27 protein-coding genes and 1 tRNA gene are annotated in these 24,442 nt (G+C 66.5%); 7 read left to right on the top strand and 21 right to left on the bottom strand.

Annotated features, from left to right (window positions below; all coding sequences use genetic code 11):
* Positions 1-11 precede the first annotated feature (11 nt).
* The 17 genes from miaB to fabA form a co-directional block, all read right to left on the bottom strand.
* Positions 12-1,370, bottom strand: coding sequence for a tRNA (N6-isopentenyl adenosine(37)-C2)-methylthiotransferase MiaB (miaB, locus tag RE429_RS00915; RefSeq protein WP_414472537.1), 1,359 nt, complete (start codon positions 1,368-1,370; stop codon positions 12-14).
* 103 nt (positions 1,371-1,473) lie between these two features.
* Positions 1,474-1,965: a hypothetical protein gene (locus RE429_RS00910; protein WP_414472536.1), complete on the bottom strand. Its 492-nt coding sequence runs from the start codon at positions 1,963-1,965 to the stop codon at positions 1,474-1,476.
* A 210-nt stretch (positions 1,966-2,175) separates the two neighbouring features.
* Positions 2,176-2,943, bottom strand: coding sequence for a lysophospholipid acyltransferase family protein (locus RE429_RS00905; protein WP_414472535.1), 768 nt, complete (start codon positions 2,941-2,943; stop codon positions 2,176-2,178).
* Positions 2,940-3,350 carry a Fur family transcriptional regulator gene (locus RE429_RS00900; protein WP_414474267.1) on the bottom strand — a complete coding sequence of 137 codons (411 nt, stop codon included), beginning with the start codon at positions 3,348-3,350 and terminating at the stop codon, positions 2,940-2,942. The genes RE429_RS00905 and RE429_RS00900 overlap by 4 nt, the downstream gene beginning before the upstream one ends.
* Before the next feature lie 233 nt (positions 3,351-3,583).
* The gene (locus tag RE429_RS00895) at positions 3,584-4,084 is read right to left on the bottom strand and encodes a GNAT family N-acetyltransferase (protein WP_414472534.1); all 501 of its coding nucleotides are present in this window, start codon (positions 4,082-4,084) and stop codon (positions 3,584-3,586) included.
* Entirely contained in the window at positions 4,081-4,764 is a 684-nt protein-coding gene (gene tsaB, locus RE429_RS00890) for a tRNA (adenosine(37)-N6)-threonylcarbamoyltransferase complex dimerization subunit type 1 TsaB (protein WP_414474266.1), read from the bottom strand. Before tsaB ends, RE429_RS00895 begins: the two co-directional genes overlap by 4 nt.
* Positions 4,765-4,875: 111 nt before the next feature.
* Positions 4,876-5,262, bottom strand: a complete 387-nt coding sequence (locus tag RE429_RS00885) for a hypothetical protein (protein ID WP_414472533.1) — start codon at positions 5,260-5,262, stop codon at positions 4,876-4,878.
* 106 nt (positions 5,263-5,368) lie between these two features.
* The gene (locus RE429_RS00880; RefSeq protein WP_414472532.1) at positions 5,369-5,959 is read right to left on the bottom strand and encodes a malonic semialdehyde reductase; all 591 of its coding nucleotides are present in this window, start codon (positions 5,957-5,959) and stop codon (positions 5,369-5,371) included.
* Between the two features lie 67 nt (positions 5,960-6,026).
* A complete protein-coding gene (locus RE429_RS00875) occupies positions 6,027-6,587 on the bottom strand; it encodes a NifU family protein (RefSeq protein WP_414472531.1) in 561 nt (186 codons plus the stop codon).
* 241 nt (positions 6,588-6,828) lie between these two features.
* Entirely contained in the window at positions 6,829-7,326 is a 498-nt protein-coding gene (locus tag RE429_RS00870) for a universal stress protein (RefSeq protein ID WP_414472530.1), read from the bottom strand.
* Positions 7,327-7,618: 292 nt separating this feature from the next.
* Complete coding sequence (trpS, locus tag RE429_RS00865) at positions 7,619-8,659, bottom strand: tryptophan--tRNA ligase (RefSeq protein WP_414472529.1); 1,041 nt, start codon at positions 8,657-8,659, stop codon at positions 7,619-7,621.
* Positions 8,660-8,761: 102 nt separating this feature from the next.
* Entirely contained in the window at positions 8,762-10,276 is a 1,515-nt protein-coding gene (murJ, locus tag RE429_RS00860) for a murein biosynthesis integral membrane protein MurJ (RefSeq protein WP_414472528.1), read from the bottom strand.
* A gap of 61 nt (positions 10,277-10,337) precedes the next feature.
* Entirely contained in the window at positions 10,338-10,961 is a 624-nt protein-coding gene (locus tag RE429_RS00855; protein WP_414472527.1) for a thioredoxin domain-containing protein, read from the bottom strand.
* Positions 10,962-11,066: 105 nt separating this feature from the next.
* On the bottom strand, positions 11,067-12,830 hold the full coding sequence (locus RE429_RS00850) for a chloride channel protein (RefSeq protein ID WP_414472526.1): 1,764 nt from the start codon (positions 12,828-12,830) through the stop codon (positions 11,067-11,069).
* 257 nt (positions 12,831-13,087) lie between these two features.
* Positions 13,088-13,918, bottom strand: coding sequence for an enoyl-ACP reductase FabI (fabI, locus tag RE429_RS00845; RefSeq protein WP_370439201.1), 831 nt, complete (start codon positions 13,916-13,918; stop codon positions 13,088-13,090).
* A 155-nt stretch (positions 13,919-14,073) separates the two neighbouring features.
* Positions 14,074-15,297 (bottom strand): beta-ketoacyl-ACP synthase I, encoded by a 1,224-nt coding sequence (gene fabB / locus RE429_RS00840; protein WP_414472525.1) that lies wholly within the window; start codon positions 15,295-15,297, stop codon positions 14,074-14,076.
* Positions 15,298-15,512: 215 nt separating this feature from the next.
* Positions 15,513-16,034 (bottom strand): 3-hydroxyacyl-[acyl-carrier-protein] dehydratase FabA, encoded by a 522-nt coding sequence (gene fabA / locus RE429_RS00835; protein WP_414472524.1) that lies wholly within the window; start codon positions 16,032-16,034, stop codon positions 15,513-15,515.
* Positions 16,035-16,287: 253 nt separating this feature from the next.
* Here fabA and irr point away from each other — a divergent pair, with 253 nt between their 5' ends.
* Both irr and RE429_RS00825 read left to right on the top strand, forming a co-directional pair.
* Complete coding sequence (gene irr / locus RE429_RS00830) at positions 16,288-16,758, top strand: Fur family transcriptional regulator Irr (protein ID WP_414474265.1); 471 nt, start codon at positions 16,288-16,290, stop codon at positions 16,756-16,758.
* Between the two features lie 57 nt (positions 16,759-16,815).
* Positions 16,816-17,694 carry an EamA family transporter gene (locus RE429_RS00825; protein WP_414472523.1) on the top strand — a complete coding sequence of 293 codons (879 nt, stop codon included), beginning with the start codon at positions 16,816-16,818 and terminating at the stop codon, positions 17,692-17,694.
* Positions 17,695-17,701: 7 nt separating this feature from the next.
* On the opposite strand, the gene RE429_RS00820 is transcribed toward RE429_RS00825, so the two are convergent.
* A complete protein-coding gene (locus tag RE429_RS00820; protein ID WP_414472522.1) occupies positions 17,702-17,848 on the bottom strand; it encodes a DUF3096 domain-containing protein in 147 nt (48 codons plus the stop codon).
* Positions 17,849-18,056: 208 nt separating this feature from the next.
* Positions 18,057-18,590, bottom strand: coding sequence for an SH3 domain-containing protein (locus RE429_RS00815; protein ID WP_414472521.1), 534 nt, complete (start codon positions 18,588-18,590; stop codon positions 18,057-18,059).
* A gap of 164 nt (positions 18,591-18,754) precedes the next feature.
* Between RE429_RS00815 and RE429_RS00810 the strand changes: the two genes are divergently transcribed.
* From RE429_RS00810 to RE429_RS00800, 3 genes are all read left to right on the top strand, one after another.
* Positions 18,755-19,747: a 2-hydroxyacid dehydrogenase gene (locus tag RE429_RS00810; protein WP_414472520.1), complete on the top strand. Its 993-nt coding sequence runs from the start codon at positions 18,755-18,757 to the stop codon at positions 19,745-19,747.
* Between the two features lie 99 nt (positions 19,748-19,846).
* The gene (locus tag RE429_RS00805) at positions 19,847-20,569 is read left to right on the top strand and encodes a Crp/Fnr family transcriptional regulator (RefSeq protein WP_414472519.1); all 723 of its coding nucleotides are present in this window, start codon (positions 19,847-19,849) and stop codon (positions 20,567-20,569) included.
* On the top strand, positions 20,570-20,863 hold the full coding sequence (locus tag RE429_RS00800) for a hypothetical protein (protein WP_414472518.1): 294 nt from the start codon (positions 20,570-20,572) through the stop codon (positions 20,861-20,863).
* On the opposite strand, the gene RE429_RS00795 is transcribed toward RE429_RS00800, so the two are convergent.
* Positions 20,855-22,174, bottom strand: coding sequence for a flavin monoamine oxidase family protein (locus RE429_RS00795; RefSeq protein ID WP_414472517.1), 1,320 nt, complete (start codon positions 22,172-22,174; stop codon positions 20,855-20,857). The two genes, RE429_RS00800 and RE429_RS00795, sit on opposite strands and share 9 nt — an antisense overlap.
* Positions 22,175-22,231: 57 nt before the next feature.
* Here RE429_RS00795 and RE429_RS00790 point away from each other — a divergent pair, with 57 nt between their 5' ends.
* The gene (locus RE429_RS00790) at positions 22,232-22,969 is read left to right on the top strand and encodes a sulfate transporter family protein (RefSeq protein WP_414472516.1); all 738 of its coding nucleotides are present in this window, start codon (positions 22,232-22,234) and stop codon (positions 22,967-22,969) included.
* Here the strand turns inward: RE429_RS00790 and RE429_RS00785 are convergent.
* Positions 22,895-23,998 (bottom strand): complex I NDUFA9 subunit family protein, encoded by a 1,104-nt coding sequence (locus tag RE429_RS00785; protein WP_414472515.1) that lies wholly within the window; start codon positions 23,996-23,998, stop codon positions 22,895-22,897. The two genes, RE429_RS00790 and RE429_RS00785, sit on opposite strands and share 75 nt — an antisense overlap.
* Before the next feature lie 212 nt (positions 23,999-24,210).
* On the opposite strand from RE429_RS00785, the gene RE429_RS00780 reads away from it, so the two are divergent.
* Positions 24,211-24,295: transfer RNA gene (locus RE429_RS00780), tRNA-Leu, on the top strand.
* Positions 24,296-24,442 lie beyond the last annotated feature (147 nt).

Here is a 24,442-nt window from a genome sequence, read left to right as displayed (position 1 = left end):
TAGAGAAGGGGTCAGGCCGCGGCCTGATCGCCGGGCTGCACCACTTCCCCGAACAGGCTGTTCGAGCCTGCCTGCGTGATCCGCACCGTCACGATATCGCCGATCCGGTGGCTGTCCGTCTCGAACTGAACAGCCTGAAGATAGGGCGATTTGCCGGCCATCTGGCCGGGGTGACGACCCGGCTTCTCCAAGAGAACGTCCAGAGTCTGACCAACGGTTCCGCGATTGAAAGCCTGTCTTTGCGTTTCCAACAGATTTTGGAGGCGGCTCAGGCGCTCCGCCTTCACGGATTCGGGCAGCTGCACCGCGATCTCGGCGGCCGGCGTGCCGGGACGGGGGCTGTACTTGAACGAGAACGAGCTCGCAAAGCCCACATCGGCCACGAGGCGCATCGTGTCCTCGAACTCCGCATCCGTCTCCCCGGGAAAGCCCACGATGAAGTCGGAGGAGAGCGCCAGATCGGGCTGCGCCTCGCGGATGCGCGCGATCAGGCGGCGGTACTCGTCGCCCGTGTGCTTGCGGTTCATGGCGTCGAGGATGCGGTCGGAGCCGGACTGCACGGGCAGGTGCAGATAGGGCATGAGCGCCGGCAGGTCGCGATGGGCGGCGATCAGCGCGTCGTCCATGTCGCGCGGGTGGCTCGTGGTGTAGCGGAGCCGGGCGATGCCGGGAATCGCGGCGAGGCGATGGAGCAGGCGCCCCAAGGACCAGACGGAGCCGTCCGGGCCTTCGCCGTGATAGGCGTTCACGTTCTGGCCGATCAGGGTGAGCTCGCGCACGCCCGCATCCGCCAGGCTCAGGGCCTCGTCGAGGATCTTGGCGACGGGACGGGAGACTTCCGCGCCGCGGGTATAGGGCACCACGCAGAAGGTGCAGAACTTGTCGCAGCCCTCCTGGATGGTCAGGAAGGCCGACACGCCCCGATTCCGGATCGCGGCCTTCGAGGGCCTGGGCAGGTGGTCGAACTTGTCCTCGATGGGGAATTCGGTATCGACCACGCGTTCCGAGCGCGCCTTGTTCAGGAGCTGCGGCAGGTTGTGATAATTCTGCGGGCCCACCACCACGTCGACGGCGGGCGCCCGGCGCAGGATCTCCTTGCCTTCGGCCTGGGCGACGCAGCCCGCCACGACGACCTTCGTCTCCCGGCCTTCCGTCTCGCGCTCCTTCTTGAGCTCGCGCACGCGGCCGAGCTCCGAATAGACCTTCTCGGCGGCCTTCTCGCGGATATGGCAGGTGTTGAGGATGACGAGATCCGCCTCCTCCATGGCCTTGGTCTCGGCGTAGCCTTCGGACGTCAGCATGTCGGCCATGCGCTCGGCGTCATAGACGTTCATCTGGCAGCCATAGGATTTGACGAAGACTTTTTTCACGAGATCGGCCTGTCTGCTGGGTATTGGCGGTCAACAATCGAGCGCCCATTTAAGCCTTTTGGGCCTCAATGAGAATAGCGGCCTTTCGACCGGCCGCCATGGCCTATTGAGGGAAGGGCCAGTTGAGCACCCAGCCCTGCTCTTTCAGCACCGCGTCGGTTTCCACGTCCTTCTCGTATGTCTCGGCGGGGCTAACTTTGAACCGAATCCGAGTTTCGCCGTCCCAGCCCACGAATCGCCAAGTCTCGCTCGTTCCATTGCTGTCGTATTTGTACAGCAACTCCTGTTTGGCCTTGCCGGCATCGAGAGACCAGATGCTGAGGTGGTATTCGTACTCACCACCAAAGACCACGAACCAGCGTCCGGAGGGCGAGAAATGGGGCTCGTCAGGCAAGTCCAACCGTTCTCCGGTCTTTGCGTTCAGCAGCAGAACGCTGTCGCTCTCCCATCCATGCTCGATCAGGACATAGATACTTTGAGCGGGGCGATAACCGTGAAGCGAATAACTCACGCATTCAAACTCATTGTTGGTCTTGCAGGCCTTCGACGCCCGGATTGTCTTGATCTTCCCGCTTGCGAGCCTGATCGTGAGCACGTCGCCCTTCCGGCTCACCTTGCCCCGCAATTCGGCAAGACAATCCTCCTCCGCCTGACAGGAGACAGGCTCCTGACTTGGAGGGTGTTTCTGCGCAACCGCAGGAACCGCCAAGAGGACAATCAGGACAATCGCAGGGCACCGCATGGTCGGTCCGTCAACAAGGAACAACCTTTGTTACAATAGAACGCATGCGCTTCAAAGCAGGCTTCACACCGCCTTCAGGGCCTTGCGCACGGCACTTTCGGCGGCGGCGGTGGCTTCCTTGCGGTTGCCGTTGAAGGGGATCGGCTCGCCCCAGGTCACCACCACGTCGATGGGGTGGCCCTGCACGAAGAGCTTGAGGTGGGGCGCAAGGTCCATGTCGCCGTACCAGGCGATGAAGGGCCGGTCGCGCCGCGTGACGGGAAGTCCGTCGCGGCGGACATACGCGATGGAGAGCGGCTGCAGGAAGACCTTCTCGACGCTGTCGTGCATGAGGGCCGCCTGCGCGGCGCCCACCAGGGAGGAGCGGAAGGGCAGGAGCCGGTTGCCGTCGCCCGTGGTGCCCTCCGCGAACAGCACGATGACCTCGCCCTTCACGAGGCGATGGGCAAGCGCGTCGTTCACCTCGGCGGTGGCTTTCCGGCGCTGGCGGTCGATGAAGACGGAGCGCTGGAGCCTCGCGAAGAGGCCGACCACCGGCCAGTTCTCGATCTCGGATTTCGCGATGAAGGAGAGGGGATGGACCGAGCCGATGACGGGGATGTCGAGCCAGGAGACGTGATTGGCCACGACGAGGGTCGGTGCGTCGCCCGGGGGCGTTCCCTTCTCGATCACGCGCACGCCGAAGAGCCTCAGGAGAATGCGGTGAAACAGAACGGGCAGATGGTGGATGAGGCCCCAGCCGAAGCGGATCCCCAGCATCTGCAGCGGGACGAGCACGAGACTGCACAGCGCCAGGACGAGGAGCTTGAGGGCGACGGCGATCCTCGTCACGCGTCGTCCTTGGCGAGCGGCACCGCGTAGAGTTCGAGGCGGTGATACACCACCTTGTAGCCGAGGCGCCGGGCGATCTCGGTCTGCAGCGCCTCGATCTCCTCCGAGTGGAACTCGATCACGGCGCCGGTCTCGAGATTGATGAGATGGTCGTGATGCTCGCGCGCCGCCTGCTCGTAGCGGGAGCGGCCGTCGCGGAAATCGAGCCTCTCCAGAATGCCTTCCGTCTCGAAGAGCTTCACGGTGCGATAGACCGTGGACAGGGAGATGCGATGATCCACCTCGGCCGCCCGGCGGTGGAGCTCCACGACGTCGGGATGATCGGCGGCGTCGTCGAGAATCTGCGCGATGATCTTCCGCTGGCCCGTCATGCGCAGGCCCTTGTCGCGGCAGGCGCGCTCGATCATGCCGGGTCGGCGGGATTTTCCGGTGCTGATGGTCCGTGCTGCCAAAACTGAAACTCACTCCCCGAACACCGGACCGAGGGCCGAAGCCGCGCTCCGGATCGATCCGATGCCCGCTGTCTTCGATCGCGCATCGTTGGGGTGGAACCGGCGGGCCGCGTCTGCGGAAATCCGGAACCGTTGCATGAAGCACGATGCGCCTGAGAAACGCTTATACGGGACTTGCCGGGGAGCGGCTATAGGCTGAGCGCCATGGTGAGCGCCGCGACCCGGCTGCCGTCCGGCTTCTGGTAATAGGCCTCCCGTCGACCGACTTCCTTGAAGCCGAAGCGGCGATAGAGGGCGAGCGCGGGCTGGTTTCCCTCCTCCACCTCCAGGTGGACTGTGCGGACGCCGCGCCGGGAAAGTTCGTCCAGGTGCCGCTCCAGGAGAGGGATCGAGAGACCCTTGCCGCGGACCTCGCGGGCGACCGCGACCGTGAGGATCTCCGCCTCGTCGAGCACCATGCGCGACAGGACGAAGCCCGAAGGCTTTGAGGCGAGACCTTTGGGGGCGGGGCCCAGGAAAAGCCCGTCCCCGACCATCCCGCGCTCGCCCATGAGCCGCTCGAATTCCAGCGTGGTCCAGGGACGCGCGAAGGAGGCGGCATGGATCGCCGCCATCCGGGCGGCGGATTCCGTGCCGAGCGGGTCGATGCGGAATCCGCCGGGCCTCTTGAAGAGGTCGAAGAAGCTCATCGGCGGGCGATGCGCGCGCCATCCTGAGGCTTGGCGTCGGGATCGCGGAGATAGAGGGGTTTCGGGAGAGCCTGATTCGGGTCGGCGAGGGCGCCGAGGCGTGCCACCCAGGCGATGTCGGGCGCCTGGGGCATGTCGGTCACGTGGGCTTCCACGCCCTGCATGCGGGCCTCCGCCGCCAGCATGGGAGCGGCCGAGCCGCTGATCAGCAGCGGACCGGAGCCGAGCACGCGCACCGCATCGCGATAGGTCATGAGGCTCGGCGGGATGATGGTGCGTCCGCCCGCCGCGATGGCCTGGATGTAGATGTGGCCGTGCTTGGCATCGACGGCGGCGGTGAACAGGCCGCGCCGCTCCTTCACCATGAGCGGGGCCAGGAAGGCCGAGAGGGTGGCCACGCCCACCACCGGAATTCCGGCGGCAAGGCCGATTCCCCGGGCGGCCGAGATCCCGACGCGCAGGCCCGTATAGCTGCCGGGCCCCACGGTCACGGCGACCCGGTCGAGGCTCTCGAAGCCGCCTTCGACCTTGGCGGCCACCCGGTCGATGAGCGGCAGCAGGGCCTCCGCGTGGCCTCGCTCCATGGGCAGGGTCTCGCCGGCCAGCGGCACGTCATCGCCCGCCTGCCAGATGCAGGCCGAGCAGGCGCCGAGAGCGGTATCGATGGCAAGGACGCGCAACATTCGTCTCCGTCTGATCGAGACCTCTCTTTAGCGCATCGCGCGGAAAAGTGGACCCGGTTTTCACGAATGTGGCCCTCCGGGTCGCTGACGCGGCCCTCCGGCGCCGCCTCATCCCTTCAGGGCGATGCCGCCGAAGCCGAGGAGGTCGGCGAAAAGGGCCGCGGCAATCCCGCAGGCGACGAGGATCAGCCCGATGATGAAGATCCGGACCGAGCGGTTGTATTTGTCGATCCGCAGAGAATCGATCGCCAGAAGATTGGCCAGAGCCTTGATCTGGAGCACGATCCCGAGGGTGATCGCGCAGACGGCGATGAGGTCGGACCGCTCCCAGTCTCCCGGAAGGCCCGCCCAGCGGCTCAAGAATCCCAGCGAGAAGCCGACCACGACCCCGATCGCCGTCAGCGACCCGTTGCGGAAGGTCGAGTCGATCGTGGTGCGCTCCGGGAGAGGCTCGGGCGCAGGGTCGATCCTGTCGGTCTGCGGTTTCTCGGTCACGGCGCGCCGTTCATGCTGATCGGGAGCCGATCTTAGAGCATCGGCCTCGAAAGTGGACTTGCACTTTCGAGGCCCGTCCGATGCTCCCTTTCAGAGACGGCCGCGCTCATTCGATCCGGCAGAAGTCCTCGAACGCGAAGCGCGGCGCGCGCGGGTGCAGCTTCTCGGGAATGCCGTAACCGAGATTGATGAGGAAGTTGGACTTGATCGTCCCGTCCGGGAAGAAGGTCCTGTCGACGCCCTCGCGGTCGAAGCCGCCCATGGGGCCGCAATCGAGTCCCAGCGAGCGCGCCGCCATGATGATGTAGGCGCCCTGCAGAGTGGAGCCGTGCATGGCCGTGTGCGCGATGGTCTCGGGGCTGCCCGTGAACCAGCTGCGCGCGTCCTTGCTGTGGGGAGCCAGGAAACCGAGCTTCTCGTAGAATTCCATGTCCTGCGCCACGATGACGGTGGCGGGCGCGCTCATGGTCTGGCGCACATTGCCCTCGTCGAGATGAGGCTTCAGCTTCTCCTTGGCGGCCCGGGACACCACGAAGACGAAGCGGCCCGGCGAGGAATTGCCGTTGGTCGGAGGCATCTTGGCGAGGTCGGCGATCGCCCGCAGGGCCTCTTCCGGGATCGTCCGGTCGTCCCACCACCGGTGGGTGCGGGCATTGCGGAAGAGCTGGTCGAGGGCGGCGTCGGACAGAGGGGGCAAGGCACGTCTCCAAAGAAAAGCGCGGCGTGAGGGCCGCGCTGTTCATATGAGAGCTCTTGACGTACCGTCAAACGGCCTGGACCTCGCGCACGTCCGGCAGGAAATGGCGGAGCAGGTTCTGGATCCCGTGGCGGAGCGTGGCGGTCGAGGAGGGACAGCCGGAGCAGGCGCCCTTCATGACGAGATAGACGACGCCGTCCTTGAAGCCCCGGAAGGTGATGTCGCCGCCGTCGCCTGCCACCGCCGGGCGGATGCGGGTCTCGAGCAGCTCCTTGATGGTCTCGACGGTGGACGCGTCCTGCGGATCGAAGAATTCCTCGCCGTCCTCTTCCGACGCGCCGTAGCCGTTCGCGAAGAGGGGCGCGCCGGTCATGAAATGCTCCATGATCCCGCCCAGGATGGCGGGCTTCAGGTGCTGCCACTCGCCGTCGGCCTTCGTCACGGTGATGAAATCGTAGCCGAAGAAGACACCGGTCACGCCCGGCACCGAAAACAGGCGCTGGGCGAGGGGCGAGAACTCGCCCTGCTCGGGGGTCTTCGCCTCGAAGGTGCCTTCCGGCATCACGACGCGGCCGGGCAGGAACTTCAAGGTGGCCGGATTGGGAGTGGCTTCGGTCTGGATGAACATCGCTTATGGGTCCTCTGACGCCGGTTCAAGGCCGGCCGAGCGGTGGGTTTAGAATCGTTCTAACAGGTTTTAACCCCAATGTGGATCGGCGAGAGGAGGATTCCAAGGGCAGAATGAATGGCGGCGCTTCCGTCATCCCGGCCGCCGGACTTGATCCAGGGGAGCCACGCCTTCGCCTCGCTGCGGCTTCCAAGACGTGGATGGCCGTGACGAGCACGTCCATGACGCCGGATGATGCATCTCACCCCGCCAGGGCGTCGATCTCCTCGTCCGTCAGGCTGCCCGGCACGATCACGATGGGGACCGGGAAGGTGGAGGCCGCCTTGCCGGCAAGGGTGCTCACGAGGGGGCCGGGGCCTTCCTTGCCGCTGCCGGCGGCGAGGACCAGGAAGGATACGTCCTCGTCCTCGCGGATCAGCTTGATGATCTCTTCCGAGCGGCTGCCGACCCGGATCACCTGCTCCGGCTCCACGCCTGCGGCGCTGCGCGCCTCGCGGGCGGCCGCTTCGAGGAGCTTGGCGGCTTCCGCGCTCGCCTCCTCGATCATGGCCTCGCCGACGCCGATCCACTCGAAATTGTCCGGCGGAGCGACCACGGCGAGCATGAGCATGCTCGCTCCGGTGCGCGCGCAACGGCGCGAGGCGAAGTGGACCGCCTGCGCGCATTCCGGCGTCTTGTCGACCACCACCATGAATTTCGGCCGGTGGCCCGATTCGTAGGATCGGCGCTGCCCGCTCAATGCAAGCTCTCCTGCAACGGCATGATGCTGCCCTGCCCGAAGGAATAGGACAAGTGCGAGGCTTTGATCTAGAGCATCGAACGCAAAAGTGGGACCCGGTTTTGCGTGAAAAGATGCTCAAGCCAGGAGAGCATCGAACGCAAAAGTGGGACCCGGTTTGCGTGAAAAGATGCTCGAACCAAGATGGTCGAGCATCGAACGTGAAAAGTCGACTTGCCCTTTAGACTTGCCCTTTATCGGCTTGCCCCCATGGGATGGATCCGGTGATCCGCTCCGGACCACCGGATCCCGTTCAGCGGGCCCGAACGAAGCCCACGATGTCCCTCACCGCGTCCATGGTCTGGGCGGCGATCACCCGGGCGCGGTTCGAACCGTCGATGAGAATCGCGTCGATATGGTCCGGATCGGCCATGAGACGGCGCATCTCCTCGGCGATCGGAGCGAGCTTCGTCACCGCCACGTCCACCAGGGCCGCCTTGAAGCCGGAGAACTGGCCGCCGCCGTGGTCCCGCAGCACGTCTTCCGCCGTCATGCCGGTGAGCGCCGCGTAGATGGCGACCAGGTTCTCCGCCTCGGGACGGCCCTTTAGGCCCTCGATCTCGGACGGCAGGGGCTCGGGATCCGTCTTCGCCTTGCGGACCTTCTGGGCGATGGTGTCGGCATCGTCCGTGAGATTGATGCGGGAATAGTCGGACGGGTCCGACTTCGACATCTTCTTCGATCCGTCGCGCAGCGACATGACGCGGGTGGCCGGGCCCTGGATCATGGGCTCGGTGAGCGGGAAGAAGGCGTCGCCATAGCCGTTCGCGGCGATCGAGGCGGCATAGTCGTTGTTGAACTTCTGGGCCACGTCGCGGGTGAGCTCGAGATGCTGCTTCTGGTCCTCGCCCACCGGTACGTGCGTGGCGCGGTAGACCAGGATGTCGGCGGCCATCAGGCTCGGATAGGCATAGAGGCCGAGCGAGGCGTTCTCGCGGTCCTTGCCGGCCTTCTCCTTGAACTGCGTCATGCGGTTCATCCAGCCGATGCGCGCGACGCAGTTGAACACCCAGGCGAGTTCCGCGTGCTGGTACACCTGGCTCTGGTTGAAGATGATGCTCTTCTTCGGGTCGAGGCCGGCGGCGAGATAGGCGGCCGTCACCTCGCGGATCTGGCGCTTCAGGTCCGCCGGGTCCTGCCAGATGGTGATGGCGTGCATGTCGACGACGCAATAGATGCATTCCATCGTCTTCTGGAGTTCGATCCATCGGATCATCGCGCCGAGATAGTTACCGAGATGCAGGTTCCCCGTCGGCTGCATGCCTGAGAAAACCAGCTCCTTGAACTGCGCCATCGTCTTGCACTCCTACGCCGGACCGGGTTGGACGCCGGCCGCGTTGTTTCCCTTATTGCGTTGCGGCGCGGTTATGACAGGGCCGCGCCACGATGCAAGCGTTTAACGGAACCGGGCCAGGTCGTCACGGGTCACCGCGCCGGTCAGCCATGCCGCGAGGGCATAAACGCCGAGGCCGCCGAGACACAGGCCCGCCAGGGCGGCGGGATCCTTGGGCCCGAGGAACCCTTCTGCCCCCCACAGCGCCAGGCTCATGAGGGCGGTCGCGAGACCGATGCGCAGAAGGCGCGCGAGGAAGCGATGGTCGGGGCGCCACAAGCCGATTCGGGCCAGCAGCCAGATCATCGCGAGGACGTGGGCGACACAGCCCAGGCTGATGCCGAGGGCGATTCCGGGAGGCCCCCAGAAGGACGCGAGCAGCGCGCCTCCTGCGACCGTCGTGACGATGCCGAGCACGGCGCCGGCCACCGTCTTGCGCAGGGCTCCGCGCGCGAACAGGGTCTGGCTCAGCACCTTGGCGGCGGTGGCGAAGGGCAGGCCGAGGCTCAAGGCCGCGAGCACCCGCGCGGTTCCCTCGGAATCCGAAGGCTGGAAGGCTCCCCGCTCGAAGAGAACGACCGTCACCGGGAAAGCCAGGATCAGCAGGGCCGCGCTGGCCGGCAGGGCGAGCAGCAGGGCCATTTCGAGCGCCCGGTGCTGGGCCGACACGATGGCGTCCGTTTCGCCCGCGCGATGGTGCCGGGCGAGTTCCGGCAAAAGGACGCTGGCGCCCAGGGCCGCCATGAGCCCGAGCGGCAGCTGCATCACCCGGTCGGCGTAATAGAGCCAGGAGATGCCGGAGGGCCAGAAGGAGGCCATCTGCGTTCCCGCCAGCAGGAAGAGCTGCACGGCGCCGCTGGCGACGAGCGCCGGGAAGCCCGCCAGGAGCAGATTTCTCAGGCCCGGGGACCAGCGCGGCCTGCGGAAGCGCACGAGCGTTTCCCGGCCCCGCCGCAGGGCGACCAGCACGGCGGCGAGCTGAAGGAAGCCGGCGAGGCTCGACGCCCCAGAGAGCCAGGCGGCCTTGGCGTCGAGGGGCAGGGCGAAGACGGTCTCCAGCACCACGAGCGTCACGATCAGTCCGGCATTGACCGCAAGGGGCGCGAGCGCCGTCGCCCCATAGCGGCCGCGCATGTTGAGGATCGCGGCCGCCACGGAGGAGAGCGTCACCGCCACGACGATGGGAAAGGACAGGCGCGTATAGAGGGCCGCCAGCGCCAGCGTCTCCCCGTCGGCGCGAAGGCCCGGCGCGAGAAGGAAGGCGAGGGGGCCCGCGCCGATCTCGACGAGGGCGCCGAGGCCGAGAAGCGCGAGGGCGAAGACGCCGATCACGTCGCCGGCCGCCTCGGCGGCCTCCTCCGGCTCCAGGCGGCTCAGGTGCGGCACGAGGGCCGGGTTGAGCCCGCCCTCGCCGACGATGCGCCGCACGAGGTTCGGCAGGCGAAAGGCGGTGAGAAACGCATCCGCGACGGGTCCCGCGCCGAGCGCCTGCGCGAACAGCATGTCCCGGACGAAGCCGAGAATGCGCGAGGCGATCGAGCCGAAGCCGACCAGAAGGGAGGAGCGGATGAGCGACATGGGCAGAGCCGCGCTTAAACGCTTCCGCGGCGAATGTCTAAGAAATGGTGACGGGAGGCTGCTATCCCCGCGCGCGCGCAATCGCCTCGCGCTTCTGGGCGAGCGTCATCCCGCCCACATAAGCTTCCGTCGCGACAAGGTAGGAGGGCGTGGCGGTAAAGCCCAGCGAATCGCCGATCTTGAACGCGTCCCTCATCCATTGGGTGGTCCGGTCGGCATTCGCGACCTCCTCCAGGCGCGCGGTGTCGCCTCCCAGGCGCTCGATCTCCTTCAGGGCCCGCCCGCCGTCGACGGCTCCCTTCAGCGTGAAGAGAGCGAGGTGGAGCGGCAGGTAGCGCTCGGGGCCGTAGACCTGGAGATAGGCGAGGGCGGCCTTCGTGGCTGTGACGGACGGGATGCCGAGCACCGCGAAATTCACGAGCACATAGGTGAGTTCGGGCTCGGCCTTGAGGAGCGCGGGCAGGTCGGCGGCCGATTTCCGGCACCAGGGGCAGTTGTAGTCGAAATACTCGACCATGATCACGTCGCCATGCGGATGCCCGATCTTGACCGCCGAGGGCAGGGCCAGCGCGTCCTCGACGAGCTCGACGGGAACCATCTGCGGCTCCGGGGCGGACTGGGCGAAGGCTGGAAGGCTGGCGCCGGCGGCGAGGCCGGCCAGGACGGTGCGGCGGGACAGGATCATGAAAGCGACTCTCGAAACGGAAGGCCCTGGTGCCGCTCGATCGTGTCGGGAGCAAGGCCAAGCTCCCCGCTCTCATGGACTTGTGAAGAGGGCGGCTGAGCGCCCTCACTTGGCGATGCCGAGGTCCTCGCGCCGCTGCATGTCGAGGATGTGCGAGGCCAGCGCATAGGCGTCGCGGGCGCGGATGACGCCGACGAGGGCGCGGCTGTCCGTCGGGTCCATCACGGCGACCGTCGCGCGGTCATCGTTGCGGAAGATGTCGACCAGCTCGGCCAGATTGGTCCGGGGCGTCACGGCCGGGTTGGTTTCGTAGACGAGCTCCGCCGCGACGACGGGCAGCCGGATGTCCTCTCCCTCGATCGCCTCCACCAGGCGCGGATCGATCAGGCCCGCGAACGAACCGTCATGCTGATAGACGGCGGTGCCCCGGGCCCCGGCGGTCGAGATCGCCCGCAGGACGTCGTCCAGTTCCGCATTGGCGGCAATCGAGCGCTTGGGCGGCTTGATGATGCCGGAGATCGGCGAGGCGGCAAGGCGCGATACGTCGTGCCCGCCCTCGATGGCGAGCCCGCGCTGCTGGAAGCGCCAGGTCGCGAAGGAATAGCCGAAGAGCCGGTCGGTCAGGAAGGAAGCCGCCACCGCCCCGATGGCCACCACGATGGCCGCGTCGTAATCGCCCGTGGTTTCGAGCACGAGAAAGATCATGGTCAGCGGGCTGCCGATGATGCTCGCGCCGACGGAGGCCATGCCGATGACGGCGCAGAGCGTGGGGTTCACGGGCGGCACGCCCGGCAGAAAGGGGACGATCCAGGCCACGCATTGTCCGAGAAGCGCGCCCAGGAGCAGCGACGCGCCGAAGAGGCCGCCCCGGAAGCCGCTGCCGAGGCTTGCCGCCGAGGCGACGGTCTTGGCGCCGAGAAGGCCCAGGGCGTGGCGTCCGGCGATCTCGCCGTTCACGGCATGCTCGACGGCCGCATGGCCGCTGCCCAGCACGGCGGGAAACCGGATCGCCAGAGCCGTGAGAAGCAGACCGGCCACGGCGCGGCGCAGCGCATGGCCCGGAAACAGACGCTTGAACAGGCGCTCGAGAATGGTCACGAGCAGCATGACCCCGATGCCGAACAGGGCGGCCAGAAGCCCGATCGCCAGGGCGAGCGGAAAATCGGACCACGAGGCCTGGGTCTCCAGCGGCAGGTTGAAAGGCTTCGCCTGCCCGGTGAGCATCCACATGGTGATCACGGCGCAGATGGCGGCAAGCCCGATGGGCGCCAGCGTCCGCTTGGTATAGGTGCCGAGGACGAGCTCATAGGCGTAGAGCATGCCGGCGATCGGCGCGCGATAGGCGGCCGCGATGGCCGCGGCCGAGCCTGCACCCACGAGAAGGCGCAGGTCCGAGCGCGGCCGTCCCAGTCGCCGCCCGATACGGCTGGCGAGCACCGCGCCGAGCTGGGTCACGGCGGCCTCGATGCCCACCGAGGCGCCGAACGACACGGACGCCAGAATCGGGATGACGACGCCCACCGCATCGAACCAGCTCATGGTCCCGCCGCTGAGCGCGTTGGCCTCCACGGCGTCGATGGGCTCCCGGGTCTTCCAGCGCGAGAGCAGCCGCGTCAGGACGGTGACGAGGATCGCGCTGGAGATGAGCGCCAGCGCGATGCGCAGATAGGATGCGTGGTCGGGCAGCACGATCCGCCGCTCGGCGGCGAACCCCAAGGTCGCGCGCTGGGCGAAGATGACGAAGCTCTGGATTCCGGCGACGGCGACGCCCGTCAGGCAGCCGAGAACCGCCGCCAGGCCGACGAGACGGAACGAACCGGTGGGTTTGCGAAAATCGGGAACGGAGGAGAGTCGCGGTTCGGGACTCATTCGCAAGCCTTCGGTCATGAGAGGGGTTCTTCCGGGAACGCCCTCGGTCGGGAAAAGTCACGGCGCGATGCGCGAAACGACAATGCCGCCCGGCTGAGCGGGCGGCATTAGACGAGTCGTCCTGAACCGGCTGTGAATTGCGCCTAGCGCATCGTGCGAAAAAGTGGCCCCGGTTTTTCGCAGCAAACGATGCGCTAATCTACTGTGGGAGCATCGGATCGATCCCAAAAGTGGATTCCACTTTTGGGGCCGATGCTCTAAGCATCCTCGCCCGTCACGCCGGCGGCGTCCTGGGCCTTGAGCACCTCCGGGCGCGGCATGGAGATGATGTTGTAGCCGGAATCCACGTAGTGGATTTCCCCGGTGACGCCCGAGGACAGGTCGGAGAGCATGTAGAGGGCCGCGCCTCCGACGTCCTCGATGGTGATGTTCCGGCGAAGCGGCGCATGGGCCTTCTGATAGGTGAACATCAGCCGCGCATCGGCGATGCCGGCGCCGGCCAGCGTGCGGACCGGCCCGGCCGAGATGGCGTTGCAGCGGATGCCGGCCGGTCCGAGGTCGTTGGCGATGTAGCGCACGGACGCCTCGAGGGCCGCCTTGGCCACGCCCATGACGTTGTAATTGGGCATCACGCGGGTCGAGCCGCCATAGGTCAGGGTCAGGAGGGAGCCGCCGTTCCTCATGCGTTTGGCCGCGCGCTGCGCGACCTCCGTGAAGGAGAAGCAGGAAATCACCATGGTGCGCGAGAAGTTCTCGCGCGTCGTGACCTCGGTGTAGGGGCCCTTGAGCTGCGACTTGTCCGAGAAGCCGATGGCGTGGACCACGAAGTCGAGGGAGTCCCAGCGTCCGTCGATGGCCTCGAACGCGGCGTCGACGGAGGCGAGATCCTCCACGTCGCAGGGGACCACGAGATCCGAACCCAGCGACTGCGCCAGCGGCGTCACGCGCTTGCCCAGCGCCTCGCCCTGATAGGTGAAGGCGAGTTCCGCGCCCTGCGACGCCAGGGCCTTGGCGATCCCCCAGGCAATGGAATGGTCGTTCGCGACACCCATGATGAGGCCGCGCTTACCTTGCATCAGACCGCCCATTCGGGTCCCCCTATGCGTCGGCTCCAGTGTCGGATGCCGATCGTTAGCAAATCGTGCATCCGGAGCCTTGGTGTTCATTTCAATGAGCGTGTCCATTGCGAGATCCCCCTCAGGCGTGGGGACATCGCACGGCGCTGTCTCAGGTTTATGACGTCTTATCCGTTATAACGGCTGAAGACGAGAGTGGCGTTGGTGCCGCCGAAGCCGAACGAGTTCGACAGGACCGTATCCATCCTGGCATCGTCGATGCGCTTGCGGACGATATTCATGTCCGCGAAGGCCGGATCGATCTCGTCGATATGGGCGCTCTCGCAGATGAAGCCGTTCTGCATCATCAGAAGGGAATAGATCGCCTCCTGCACGCCGGTGGCGCCGAGCGAGTGGCCGGTCAGCGACTTGGTGGCCGAGATCGGCGGGCACTTGTCGCCGGAGCCGAACACCTCGCGGATCGCCTCGATTTCCTTCTGGTCGCCGACCGGAGTCGAGGTGGCGTGCGGGTTGATGTAGTCGATGGGATTGTGCACGTCCTTGAGCGCCATGCGCATGCAGCGCACCGCGCCCTCGCCCGAGGGCGCCACCATGTCGTAGCCGTCGGAGGTCATGCCGTAGCCCACGATCTCGCCGTAGATCCTGGCGCCGCGGGCCTTGGCGTGCTCCAGCTCCTCGAGCACCAGCACGCCCGCGCCGCCGGCGATCACGAAGCCGTCGCGGTTGGCGTCGTAGGCGCGCGAGGCCCTGGCGGGCGTGTCGTTGTACTTGGTCGACATGGCGCCCATGGCGTCGAAGAGGTTGGACAGGGTCCAATCCAGATCCTCGCAGCCGCCGGCGAACATCACGTCCTGCTTGCCGTACTGGATCATCTCGTAGGCGTTGCCGACGCAGTGGTTGGAGGTCGCGCAGGCCGACGAGATGGAATAGTTCACGCCCTTGATCTTGAACCAGGTGGCGAGCGTCGCGGACGCCGTGGAGGACATGGCCTTGGGCACGGCGAAGGGGCCGATGCGCTTGGGGCCCTTGTCGCGGGTGATGTCGGCGGCTTCCACGATCACGCGGGTGGAGGGGCCGCCCGATCCCATGATGATGCCGGTGCGCTCGTTGGAGACGTCGCCGTCCTCGAGGCCCGAATCACGGATCGCCTGATCCATGGCCACGTGGTTCCAGGCGGTGCCGCGGCCGTGGAAGCGCATGGCGCGGCGGTCGACGAGGGATTCCACATCGATCTGCGGGGCCCCGTGCACCTGGCAGCGGAAACCGAACTTCTCGTAATCCTCGGCCTTCGCGATGCCCGACTTTGCTTCGCGCAAAGAGGCAAGCACCTCCTGCGTGTTGTTGCCGATGGACGAAACGATGCCCATTCCGGTGACGACGACGCGCCTCATAGCCTACCTCTTCATAGGATCTTGGATGCCAGCCTTGTGTTCCAACACGTAAGGCCTGACCGGCTCATTCTCAACCGCGAGCCGGCGAGGATCGGGAATTGATCCGTCGAACCCGATGCCCCCGCCGGGCGCGGCGGGGTCGGTTTTTTAAAAAAGATCACGTTTTGTCAACATGATGAATGTGGTGACGTTGCGTCAGCCCGAACCTGCGGGACTCAGCCGCCGGCCGGGGCCTCGGCCTGGAAGAGGCCGACGCGCATGTCCTTGGCCTCGTAGATACGCCGCCCGTCGGCTTCGAGCCAGCCGTCGGCGATGCCGAGCACCAGCTTGGACCGGAACACGCGCTTGAGGTCCACGCCGTAGACCACCTTCTTGACGGTCGGCAGGACCTGATCTGAAAACTTCACCTCGCCGACGCCCAGCGCCCGGCCGCGGCCCGGCGAGCCGCCCCACCCTAGGAAGAAGCCGGTCAGCTGCCAGAGGGCATCCAGTCCCAGGCATCCCGGCATGACGGGGTCGCCGTGGAAATGGCAGGGGAAGAACCAGAGATCCGGACGGATGTCGAGCTCGGCGCGCACATGGCCCTTGCCGTATTCGCCGCCGTCCTCGCCGATGGAGGTAATGCGATCGAACATCAGCATGGGAGGCAGCGGCAGCTGCGCATTGCCGGGGCCGAACAATTCTCCGCGCCCGCAGGCGAGGAGCTCTTCGTAATTAAAGCTGGACTGGCGGGCCATCCGGGGTGCCGATCCTTTCATAGCGTTCACAAAAAGCGGCCTGAGGGCGGGTCCCGAGGCCTTCGACGGGAGCTCTGGTAGCACAGGCTTGGCCGTCCATCAAAGGGACCCGGGACGCCACGCGGCAATTCTTTTGCCACGCGGGTCTTAAGGATCATTCCTTAAGCGCGACCGCGGAGCACCTTGCGGCGCCCCCCTCGCTTTCCTATGATTGTAATGATAGAAGCGCCCGTTCCCGCAAACAGTTCCGATGATGACCGATCCTTTGTCCGCCTATATCGAGTCCACGACGGCTCCGGCCCACCGGAGGGGTTGCCCCCTGTCCGAGCTGCGCGACAAGCTTCGCCGCGTCGGTCTGCGGCCCACCCGCCAGCGGGTCTCGCTGGGCTGGCTTCTGTTCGGTAAGGGCGACCGGCACATCACGGCCGAGATCCTCTTCGAGGAGGCGAGCCGCGCCCGCGTGCCCGTGTCCCTGGCCACCGTCTACAACACCCTGCACCAGTTCACGGAAGCCGGCCTCCTGCGCCAGCTGGCCGTCGACGGGTCGAAGGCCTATTTCGACACCAACCCCACCGAGCATCACCATTTCTTCCTCGAGGATGAAGGCGAGCTCGTGGACATGCCCACCTCCGGCGTGAGCGTGGCCGACCTGCCCGAACCCCCGGAGGGGATGGAAGTGGCCGGCGTCGAGGTCATCGTGCGGCTTCGCCGCAAAACGTCCTAAAAAGCGCTCGAAAAGCATTCGCGCAGGGTATATGAGCGGCGGCCCGGAGTTCCTGCCATGCCGCCTGTTCATAGCCTTGCCGCCATTCTCGTCGCCATCATCTGGGGGCTGAGCTTCGTCGTGATCAAGCTCGGCGTGGGCGCGATGCCGCCCCTGCTGCTCTGCGCCCTGCGCTTCTTCTTCGCGGCCGTTCCGGCCGTCTTCTTCGTTCCGCGCCCCAAGGCGTCCCCCTGGAACGTGGTGGCCTACGGCTTTTTCCTCGGCATCGCGCAGTTCGGGCTGCTTTTTGCCGCCATCGCCTTCGGCATGCCGGCGAGCCTCGCCTCCCTCGTCATGCAGGCGCAGGTCTTCTTCACGATCCTCTTCGCGGCCCTCGTCATGAACGAGCGGCCCGGGCTTCACCAGATCGCGGGCGGCCTCATGGGCTTCTGCGGCCTGATCGTCATCGCCATGCCGCGCCTGTCCGGCAGCGGGGCCGGGCCGTTTCTCATGACGGTGACGGCCGCGGCCGCCTGGGGCGTCGCGAACATCGTGTCGAAGCGCGCGGGGCGGGTCGACATGCTCGGCTACATCGTCTGGGCGAGCCTCGTCGCGCCCCTGCCGCTGCTGGGGCTGTCGCTTCTGCTCGACGGGCCCGCGCAGGTCGCCTCCGCCCTGACAGCCATGAGCCTGGGCACCTGGGGAGCCGTGGCCTATCTCGCCTATCCCACCACGGTCTTCGCCTTCGGGGTCTGGGCCTATCTGCTCTCCCGGCACCCGGCCGCGACCGTGACGCCCTTCGCCCTGCTCGTGCCGGTGGCGGGCATTCTCGGCTCCGCCCTCGTCCTGGGCGAGGCGATGCAGCCCGTCGAGGCCGTCGGCGGCGCGGTGATCCTGGCGGGCCTAGCGCTCAACGTGTTCGGAGGACGTATGCTTGCGCGCCCGAAGGCCCTTTGAGGCTCCTTCAGCGGATGAAGCCGTACTGGACCAGCGCATAGGCGATCAGGAAGACCGCCACGAAGATATTGAGAAAACGCGGCACCACGAGAGAGGCGACGCCGAGGACAGCCGCTAGGATCGGCAGGAGCTTGAAGCCTAAGTTGACGGACATGAATCGGGATCCGGAGACGAAAGAGGATACTTTGTTACTAAAAACAGGGAATTCTTGATAAATCGGAAAAGGCGTCTCCGCATCGTGCGAAAAAGTGGACCCGGTTTTTCGCAAGAACGATGCGATGTTCTAAGAATAAGCATCGGATTCGATCCCAAAAGTGGATCCCACTTTTGGGTCCGATGCTCCAGGCCCGCCGCCGCGAGGCCTATTCGATCTGCTCGTTGGGATAGACGCCCCAGAGCTTCTCCTGCCGCACATAGCCGTCGAGGTCCCGCGCGCGATCCATGCTGATCATGACGCGGCACCATTTGCCGTCGCAGGCCTTCACGTTGGTGATCACGCCGGGCTGCATCTGGGCGACGACACCCCCCTTGTCGTCCGGCCGGTCGAGAAGGCCGACCGGCGCCTCGCCCTTCTTGGCCCAGGGCATGACGAGGGCCGTGCGCCGCCCGGACAGAAGGGAGTGCAGCACCCAGCCTTCGGTGCCCTCCGAATCGCGGATCCGCCGCCAGGTCTCGTATTCGGCCACGATCTCGACGGGCAGGCCCGCGCGCTGGAATACCCAGGCGGTCCGGTGATCCTTGGAGGGGCCCTCGCGCAGGTTCACGCGGTCGGTCTTCAGGCTCACGAATCGCGGCACCGGCAGGCCGGTGCCGAGGCGTCCGCCGGGCGGCTGCTGCGCCTGGGCCGCCACTGCGCTGAGAAGGAAAGCGGCAATGACGGCGGCGATCTTGCGCATGGGAACTCTCTCGGCGACTTTGTGTCTGTCCAAGCCTCTGATAGAGAGGCTTGGCCTGAGCCGCCACGCGGCGGCTCGTCGCTTTTGTGGCCGGAGCAGGGTTAAGGGACCGTGAAAACCCGCCTGAAAACCGGGCCGTTCCGATGCGGGAGATTGCTGGAGCGATGAAAAAGAGACCTGTCGTCGTCGTCACCCGCCGCCTTCCGGACGTCGTCGAAACGCGGCTGCGCGAATTGTTCGACACCCGCCTCAATCTCGAGGACAAGCCTCTCTCCCGCGAGGAGCTGACCGAGGCGATCCGCACGGCGGACGTGCTCGTGCCCACCATCACGGACGAGATCGACGCCGCGCTGCTGGAGCAGGCAGGGCCCCATCTCAAGCTGATCGCCAATTTCGGGAACGGCGTCGACAATATCGACGTGCCGGCGGCCGTCTCGAAGGGCATCACCGTCACCAATACGCCCGGGGTGCTCACGGAAGACACGGCGGACATGACCATGGCGCTCATCCTGGCCGTGGCCCGCCGCATCCCGGAAGGCGCGAGGGTGATCCCCGACGGGGAATGGGCCGGCTGGTCGCCGACCTGGATGCTGGGCCGGCGCATCACCGGCAAGCGGCTCGGCATCGTCGGCATGGGCCGCATCGGCCAGGCGCTCGCCCGCAGGGCCCGGGCCTTCGGCCTCTCGATCCACTATCACAACCGCCGCCACGTGCCGCCCAAGATCGAGGCGGAGCTCGAGGCGACCTATTGGGAATCCCTCGACCAGATGCTGGCGCGCATGGACATCGTGTCCGTCAATTGCCCGCACACGCCCGCCACCTACCACCTGCTCTCCGCGCGGCGCCTCAAGCTGATGAAGCCCGACGCCATTCTCGTGAACACGGCGCGCGGCGAGATCATCGACGAGGGTGCGCTCACCAAGCTCATCGAATCGGGCGCCATCGCGGGCGCGGGCCTCGACGTGTTCGAGGAGGAGCCCGCCGTCAATCCCCGCCTCGTGCGGCTCGCCAGGCAGGGCAAGGTGGTGCTGCTGCCCCATATGGGTTCGGCCACCGTCGAGGGCCGCATCGCCATGGGCGAGAAGGTGATCGTCAACATCAAGGCTTTCATCGACGGCCACAGGCCGCCCGATCGGGTGCTGCCGAGCATGCTGTGACAGAGGACCGCCGAGAAGCCTCCGTCATATAACATATGTGAGTGCGGGACTTGGCCGGAAGCGGCCAGAAGGAACATTCATTCCTTCTGAAAAGTCTTCATGAACACCAATCCCTTCGTCCTCAAACTCGAACAGCGCGACCGGCTCTCGGACGACGAGAAGCGGGTTCTCGAAAACTCTATTTCGCGCGTTCGGGTGGTCGAGGCCGACGAGGACATCGTGCATGAGGGGGCCACGCCGTCCGAGAGCAACCTGCTCCTCGACGGATTTGCCGCCCGCTACAAGATCTTCTCCAACGGGCGGCGCCAGATCACGGCCATCCACGTCGCCGGCGATTTCGTCGACCTCCACAGTTTCCTCCTGAAAGCCATGGATCACGGCGTGCTGGCGCTCACTCCCTGCCGCGTCGCGGTGGTGCCTCATGCGGCGCTCGAGAGAATCACCGACGATCATCCGCATCTCACGCGGCTGTTGTGGCTCAACACGCTCATCGACGGCGCCATCCACCGGGAATGGCTCACCACCATGGGGCGCCTTTCGGCCACGGCCCACATGGCGCATTTCATGTGCGAGCTCTTCCTGCGGCTCAAGGCCGTCGGCCGCACGGACGGCGATACGATCCAGCTGCCCCTCACCCAGGCGGAACTCGGCGACACCCTGGGACTTTCCACCGTACACGTGAACCGCGTGCTGCAGGAGCTGCGCAAGGAAGGCCTCATCCGGTGGCAGGGCGACGCCCTGACGATTCTCGATTGGGAGCGGCTGGAAGCGGTGGGCGAGTTCACGCCGACCTATCTCAACCTTCGATACGATCATCGATAGATGCCGGGACCATCCGCACCGAATCTCCGCCTCGAGCCCGTCTCCGTCCTGAGCGACGGCGGCGGTCACGAGGGGCGGCTCGTCTTTTCCGACGACGATCTCGTGGCCGTCTTCGCCAGGGTCTCGGCGGAGGAGAATGCGGGCAGCCTCCGGCGCACCGGCGGCTGGTTCCTGGAGGCGGGCTTCGGCCCCTGCAGCATCCTCATGACGTCCCGGCCGTCCGTCTTCCCGACCCTGGAGGAGGCTCTCGCCTGGGTGCGCGAGCGCCTGGATACGGGATTGCCGTCATCGTGAGGTCTTGAGCCGCCCTGCGATCTCGCCGGCAGCCCTCTCGCCCTCTTCCCAGGCCCCTCCCGCCGTGCCCCATTGGGCGCGCGACAGCGCCTCGCCCGTGAACCAGATCCGCTCGGCCACGGGAGCCTTCAGGGCCTCCCGGATGGGTGCGAGCCCCGGCGGCACCACGGCCCAGGAGGCGCGCGCCCAGGGATCGTTGTGCCAGGCGGTGGCATGCGGGACGCTGAGATTGCGGATGGCGCGGGGGCCGAAATGCTCGGCCAGCACGTCCCTGGCGAAGCGCGCGGGCGCATCGGCGTCGCGCCCGTCGAAGCGCGCCGCATGGGGCTGATCGAGCTCGAAGAAATGAAACGGCGTACCGTCGATCCGGGTAAGAAGGCCCGGCGGTGTGCGGCGTGTGCCGGTCAGCGTCGCGAGCCGGTCCGGGCCTTTGAAGGGCGTATCCGGCCAGTGCAGGATCACGTGCTCGTAGACGCCCTGACGGAATCCGTGGATCGCCTCCTCGATCCCGTGCGGCAGGGCGGGCGCGAACCGGATCAGGCCTGCCTGCAGCACGGCCATGGGCGTGGTGACGATGACGGCTTTCGCCCGAAGAGATCCGTCAGGCGTCTCGACCCGCACGCCATGGCCCGACCAGCCGATGGCGTGAACCGGGGTTCGCAGGCGGACCGGCAGATCCCGCCCGAGCCGCGCCACATAGCCCCCGAGGCCGCCCGCGATGAACAGGTTGTCGGCATAGTCCATGCTCGGGAAGTCGTGCAGGCTCACCTCGTCGAGCGGCCGTCCGGAGACCAGGCCGTGGATATCGAAGACGCGCCGGCCCTGCGGGCCCATGCCGGGCGGCAGGGCCTTCGCGGCGGCCTGATCCTCCGGGCCCTTCGCGGCTTGGGTCATGGCGCGGTCGGCCATGGCGAAGGCGCGGTCGAGGGCCGCGGACCGGCTGCCCGCGGGCTTTCCGCGCACGTAGAAATGCCCGTCCGTCGGGGCGCGGCGCAGGGGTTCGCCCCGCCGGACGCCAAGCTCGACGAGCGGGTTGATCGGCCCGGCGTGAAGCCAGTGGGCACCCAAATCGACAGGGTGTCCCCGGAACGCGCGCGTGACGGCGCGTCCGCCGATCCGGTCCCGGGCCTCCAGCACCACGACGGTGAGGCCCGAGGCGAGCAGGCGCCGCGCGGCGGCGATGCCGGCGCTGCCTGCCCCGACGATCACCACATCGGGCTCCAGCGGGGCATGAGACGGGGAGGGACTATCGGTCGGCACGGATCGTTTCCATTCTCCTGCGCCCTCTCGCGATCCGAGAGGTCCGTTCATAAGTAAAGGCCACGCCTCGTCCTGCGAGGCGACTCTTCAGGAAAGACGAACAGAGACATGCTGATTCAGACGGTTTTCGCGGCGGCCCGCGATGTGTTCTCCCCGGCGCTCCGGCGCATCCTGTGGAAGTCCATCGGCCTGACCGTCGCGCTGCTGGCGCTGGTCTGGCTCGGCCTGACGCGCCTTCTCGACGTCTTTCTGGCCGGCCACCACCTGAGCGAGGCTTATCCGTTTCTCGATACCCTTGCGGTCTTCCTGGCGGGCTTCGGCCTCTTCATCGCGTTCGCTTATCTGCTTCCTGCCGTGTCCGCCCTCGTGGCGGGCTATTTCCTCGACGACGTGGCCGAGGTGGTGGAGCGCGGGAGCTACCCGGCCGATCCGCCGGGGCGGCCGCTGCCTTTCGGCAAGGCCCTTCTCTACGGCCTGCGCTTTGCCGCCCTGTCGCTGGCGGTCAACCTCGTCGCCCTGCTGCTGCTGTTCGTGCCTGGGGTCAATATCGGCGTGTTCTTCGCCGTCAACGCCTATCTGCTGAGCCGGGAATATTTCGAGCTGGCGGCAGGGCGCTTCTGGGGCTCGGAGGACGTGAAGCGCCTGCGCGCCGAGCACAGGGGGACGGTGCTCGGCGCGGGCGTCGTTCTGGCGGGTCTCGTTCTTGTGCCGGTTCTGAACCTCATCACCCCGATCTTCGGCGTGGCGATGATGGTCCATCTGCACAAGGCCCTAATGGCTCGACGGCTGGCCGACGGCCGGGCCGGAGGTCCGCTCCGGGTGGACGTCGGACGCCGCGCCTCCTGATCGGGGCGCGAGAAGATCGGGCGTCGTGGAGGCGGCGGCATTGCGCTTGAGGTCGAACTGACCGGTCTTGCGGAAGCGCACGAGATAGGACGGCACGATCGCCTCGATGGTGGTGGGCGTCACGCCCATGCCTTCGAGGGTGCGGCCTTCCGCGATGGCGGCCTGGGACACCACGTTGTCCGTTTCGAGCAGGATCGCCTGATCGCGGGTGGTGACGAACTCGTCCGGCAGAAGGCCGAGGGTGACCATGTCGAGCGCGCCCATGACCGTGCCCTGGAAGCGGGCGGCCGCGTTGGAGACCGGGACGATGGCGCGCTTGCGCTCGGTCACCGTGCAGACGAACTCCATGATCTGGCGAAGCGTGCGGATCTCGGGGCCGCCGAGCTCGTAGGTGCCCGGCTTCACGGCGCCGTCCACCGCGCGCACGATGGCCTCGGCCACGTCGCCCGCATAGACCGGCTGGAAGCGGGTGTCGGCACCCGGCAGCGGCAGCACGGGCAGCATGCGGGCGAGCGACGCGAAGCGGTTGAAGGAGCTGTCGCCCGGTCCGAACAGGAGGGAGGGACGTAGAATCACCGCGTCCGGCCGGACCTTCAGGAGGTTCTCCTCGCCGGCAGCCTTTGAGCGGGCATAGGCCGATTCGGAATGGGCATCGGCGCCGAGGGCCGAGACATGGGTGAAGGACACCGCCTTCTCGGCGGCCTCGGCGATGAGGCGCGGAGCCTGCACGTGGACCGACTCGAAGGTCTGGTGGCCGCCTTCCTGCAGGATGCCGGTGAGATTGACCACGTGATCGGCCCGCATCACCGCATGGCGGATCGAATCGGGATTGCGGATATTGGCCTGGATCGGGTGAACCTGCCCGACCTTGCCCATGGGCAGGAAGTTCGCGAGATTCGGGTGACGGGTGGGAATCAGCACGCGGTAGCCGCGCTTGGCCAGGAGGCTGACCACGAAGCGGCCGAGAAAGCCCGATCCGCCGAAGACCGTGACAGTTTGCTGCTCAGGCGTGCGAAGGGCGCCGATCATGAGATCCTCCTGGTCACAAGCGTCTGACCGCTCAAGGGGCGGGCCAGTCAAGAATATGCCAATCAATGACTTGGCCATGAATTGAGCCATGTCTCTAGTCAAACGCCGTCCCCCTGTGAAGGGGCGTCGCGCCAAGAAAGCGCATCGGATGCATTTTCAGTGATTGACGAACTCCGAGAAGCACCGTAAACGAACCCTCGCCGAACAGGCATGCCCAGGTGGCGGAATTGGTAGACGCGCTGGTTTCAGGTACCAGTGGTGAAAGCCGTGGAGGTTCGAGTCCTCTCCTGGGCACCAACTTTTCAGTTGGCGCAACTCCGTACAGACCGACACATCCTTCGTTTTCAAGGCTCTTGCACGGTCCCTATTCTCACACGGGGATCTCACACACGGCGCTCTCGACGGCCTGTCCTTGGAAGCATCCGAAGTCCGGTATCCTGCATC

It is taken from the genome of Microvirga sp. M2, assembly GCF_047497095.1.
Taxonomy (GTDB): domain Bacteria; phylum Pseudomonadota; class Alphaproteobacteria; order Rhizobiales; family Beijerinckiaceae; genus Microvirga.
The sequence above is the reverse complement of the archived record's forward strand: the minus strand, read 5'-3'. Positions and strand labels throughout refer to the sequence as shown.

What these genes read in the sequence shown, in the direction of transcription:
- RE429_RS00815 (WP_414472521.1), bottom strand. Translation starts at nt 18,590, where the DNA reads ATGCGCAAGATCGCCGCCGTCATTGCCGCTTTCCTTCTCAGCGCAGTG.
- trpS (WP_414472529.1), bottom strand. Translation starts at nt 8,659, where the DNA reads ATGGCGCAGTTCAAGGAGCTGGTTTTCTCAGGCATGCAGCCGACGGGG.
- RE429_RS00785 (WP_414472515.1), bottom strand. Translation starts at nt 23,998, where the DNA reads ATGATCGGCGCCCTTCGCACGCCTGAGCAGCAAACTGTCACGGTCTTC.
- fabI (WP_370439201.1), bottom strand. Translation starts at nt 13,918, where the DNA reads ATGGGCGGTCTGATGCAAGGTAAGCGCGGCCTCATCATGGGTGTCGCG.
- RE429_RS00795 (WP_414472517.1), bottom strand. Translation starts at nt 22,174, where the DNA reads ATGAACGGACCTCTCGGATCGCGAGAGGGCGCAGGAGAATGGAAACGA.
- RE429_RS00805 (WP_414472519.1), top strand. Translation starts at nt 19,847, where the DNA reads ATGAACACCAATCCCTTCGTCCTCAAACTCGAACAGCGCGACCGGCTC.
- RE429_RS00810 (WP_414472520.1), top strand. Translation starts at nt 18,755, where the DNA reads ATGAAAAAGAGACCTGTCGTCGTCGTCACCCGCCGCCTTCCGGACGTC.
- RE429_RS00790 (WP_414472516.1), top strand. Translation starts at nt 22,232, where the DNA reads ATGCTGATTCAGACGGTTTTCGCGGCGGCCCGCGATGTGTTCTCCCCG.
- RE429_RS00855 (WP_414472527.1), bottom strand. Translation starts at nt 10,961, where the DNA reads ATGATCCTGTCCCGCCGCACCGTCCTGGCCGGCCTCGCCGCCGGCGCC.
- irr (WP_414474265.1), top strand. Translation starts at nt 16,288, where the DNA reads ATGACCGATCCTTTGTCCGCCTATATCGAGTCCACGACGGCTCCGGCC.
- fabA (WP_414472524.1), bottom strand. Translation starts at nt 16,034, where the DNA reads ATGGCCCGCCAGTCCAGCTTTAATTACGAAGAGCTCCTCGCCTGCGGG.
- RE429_RS00900 (WP_414474267.1), bottom strand. Translation starts at nt 3,350, where the DNA reads ATGATCGAGCGCGCCTGCCGCGACAAGGGCCTGCGCATGACGGGCCAG.
- RE429_RS00800 (WP_414472518.1), top strand. Translation starts at nt 20,570, where the DNA reads ATGCCGGGACCATCCGCACCGAATCTCCGCCTCGAGCCCGTCTCCGTC.
- murJ (WP_414472528.1), bottom strand. Translation starts at nt 10,276, where the DNA reads ATGTCGCTCATCCGCTCCTCCCTTCTGGTCGGCTTCGGCTCGATCGCC.
- RE429_RS00820 (WP_414472522.1), bottom strand. Translation starts at nt 17,848, where the DNA reads ATGTCCGTCAACTTAGGCTTCAAGCTCCTGCCGATCCTAGCGGCTGTC.
- fabB (WP_414472525.1), bottom strand. Translation starts at nt 15,297, where the DNA reads ATGAGGCGCGTCGTCGTCACCGGAATGGGCATCGTTTCGTCCATCGGC.
- RE429_RS00875 (WP_414472531.1), bottom strand. Translation starts at nt 6,587, where the DNA reads ATGTTCATCCAGACCGAAGCCACTCCCAATCCGGCCACCTTGAAGTTC.
- RE429_RS00850 (WP_414472526.1), bottom strand. Translation starts at nt 12,830, where the DNA reads ATGAGTCCCGAACCGCGACTCTCCTCCGTTCCCGATTTTCGCAAACCC.
- RE429_RS00825 (WP_414472523.1), top strand. Translation starts at nt 16,816, where the DNA reads ATGCCGCCTGTTCATAGCCTTGCCGCCATTCTCGTCGCCATCATCTGG.
- RE429_RS00895 (WP_414472534.1), bottom strand. Translation starts at nt 4,084, where the DNA reads ATGAGCTTCTTCGACCTCTTCAAGAGGCCCGGCGGATTCCGCATCGAC.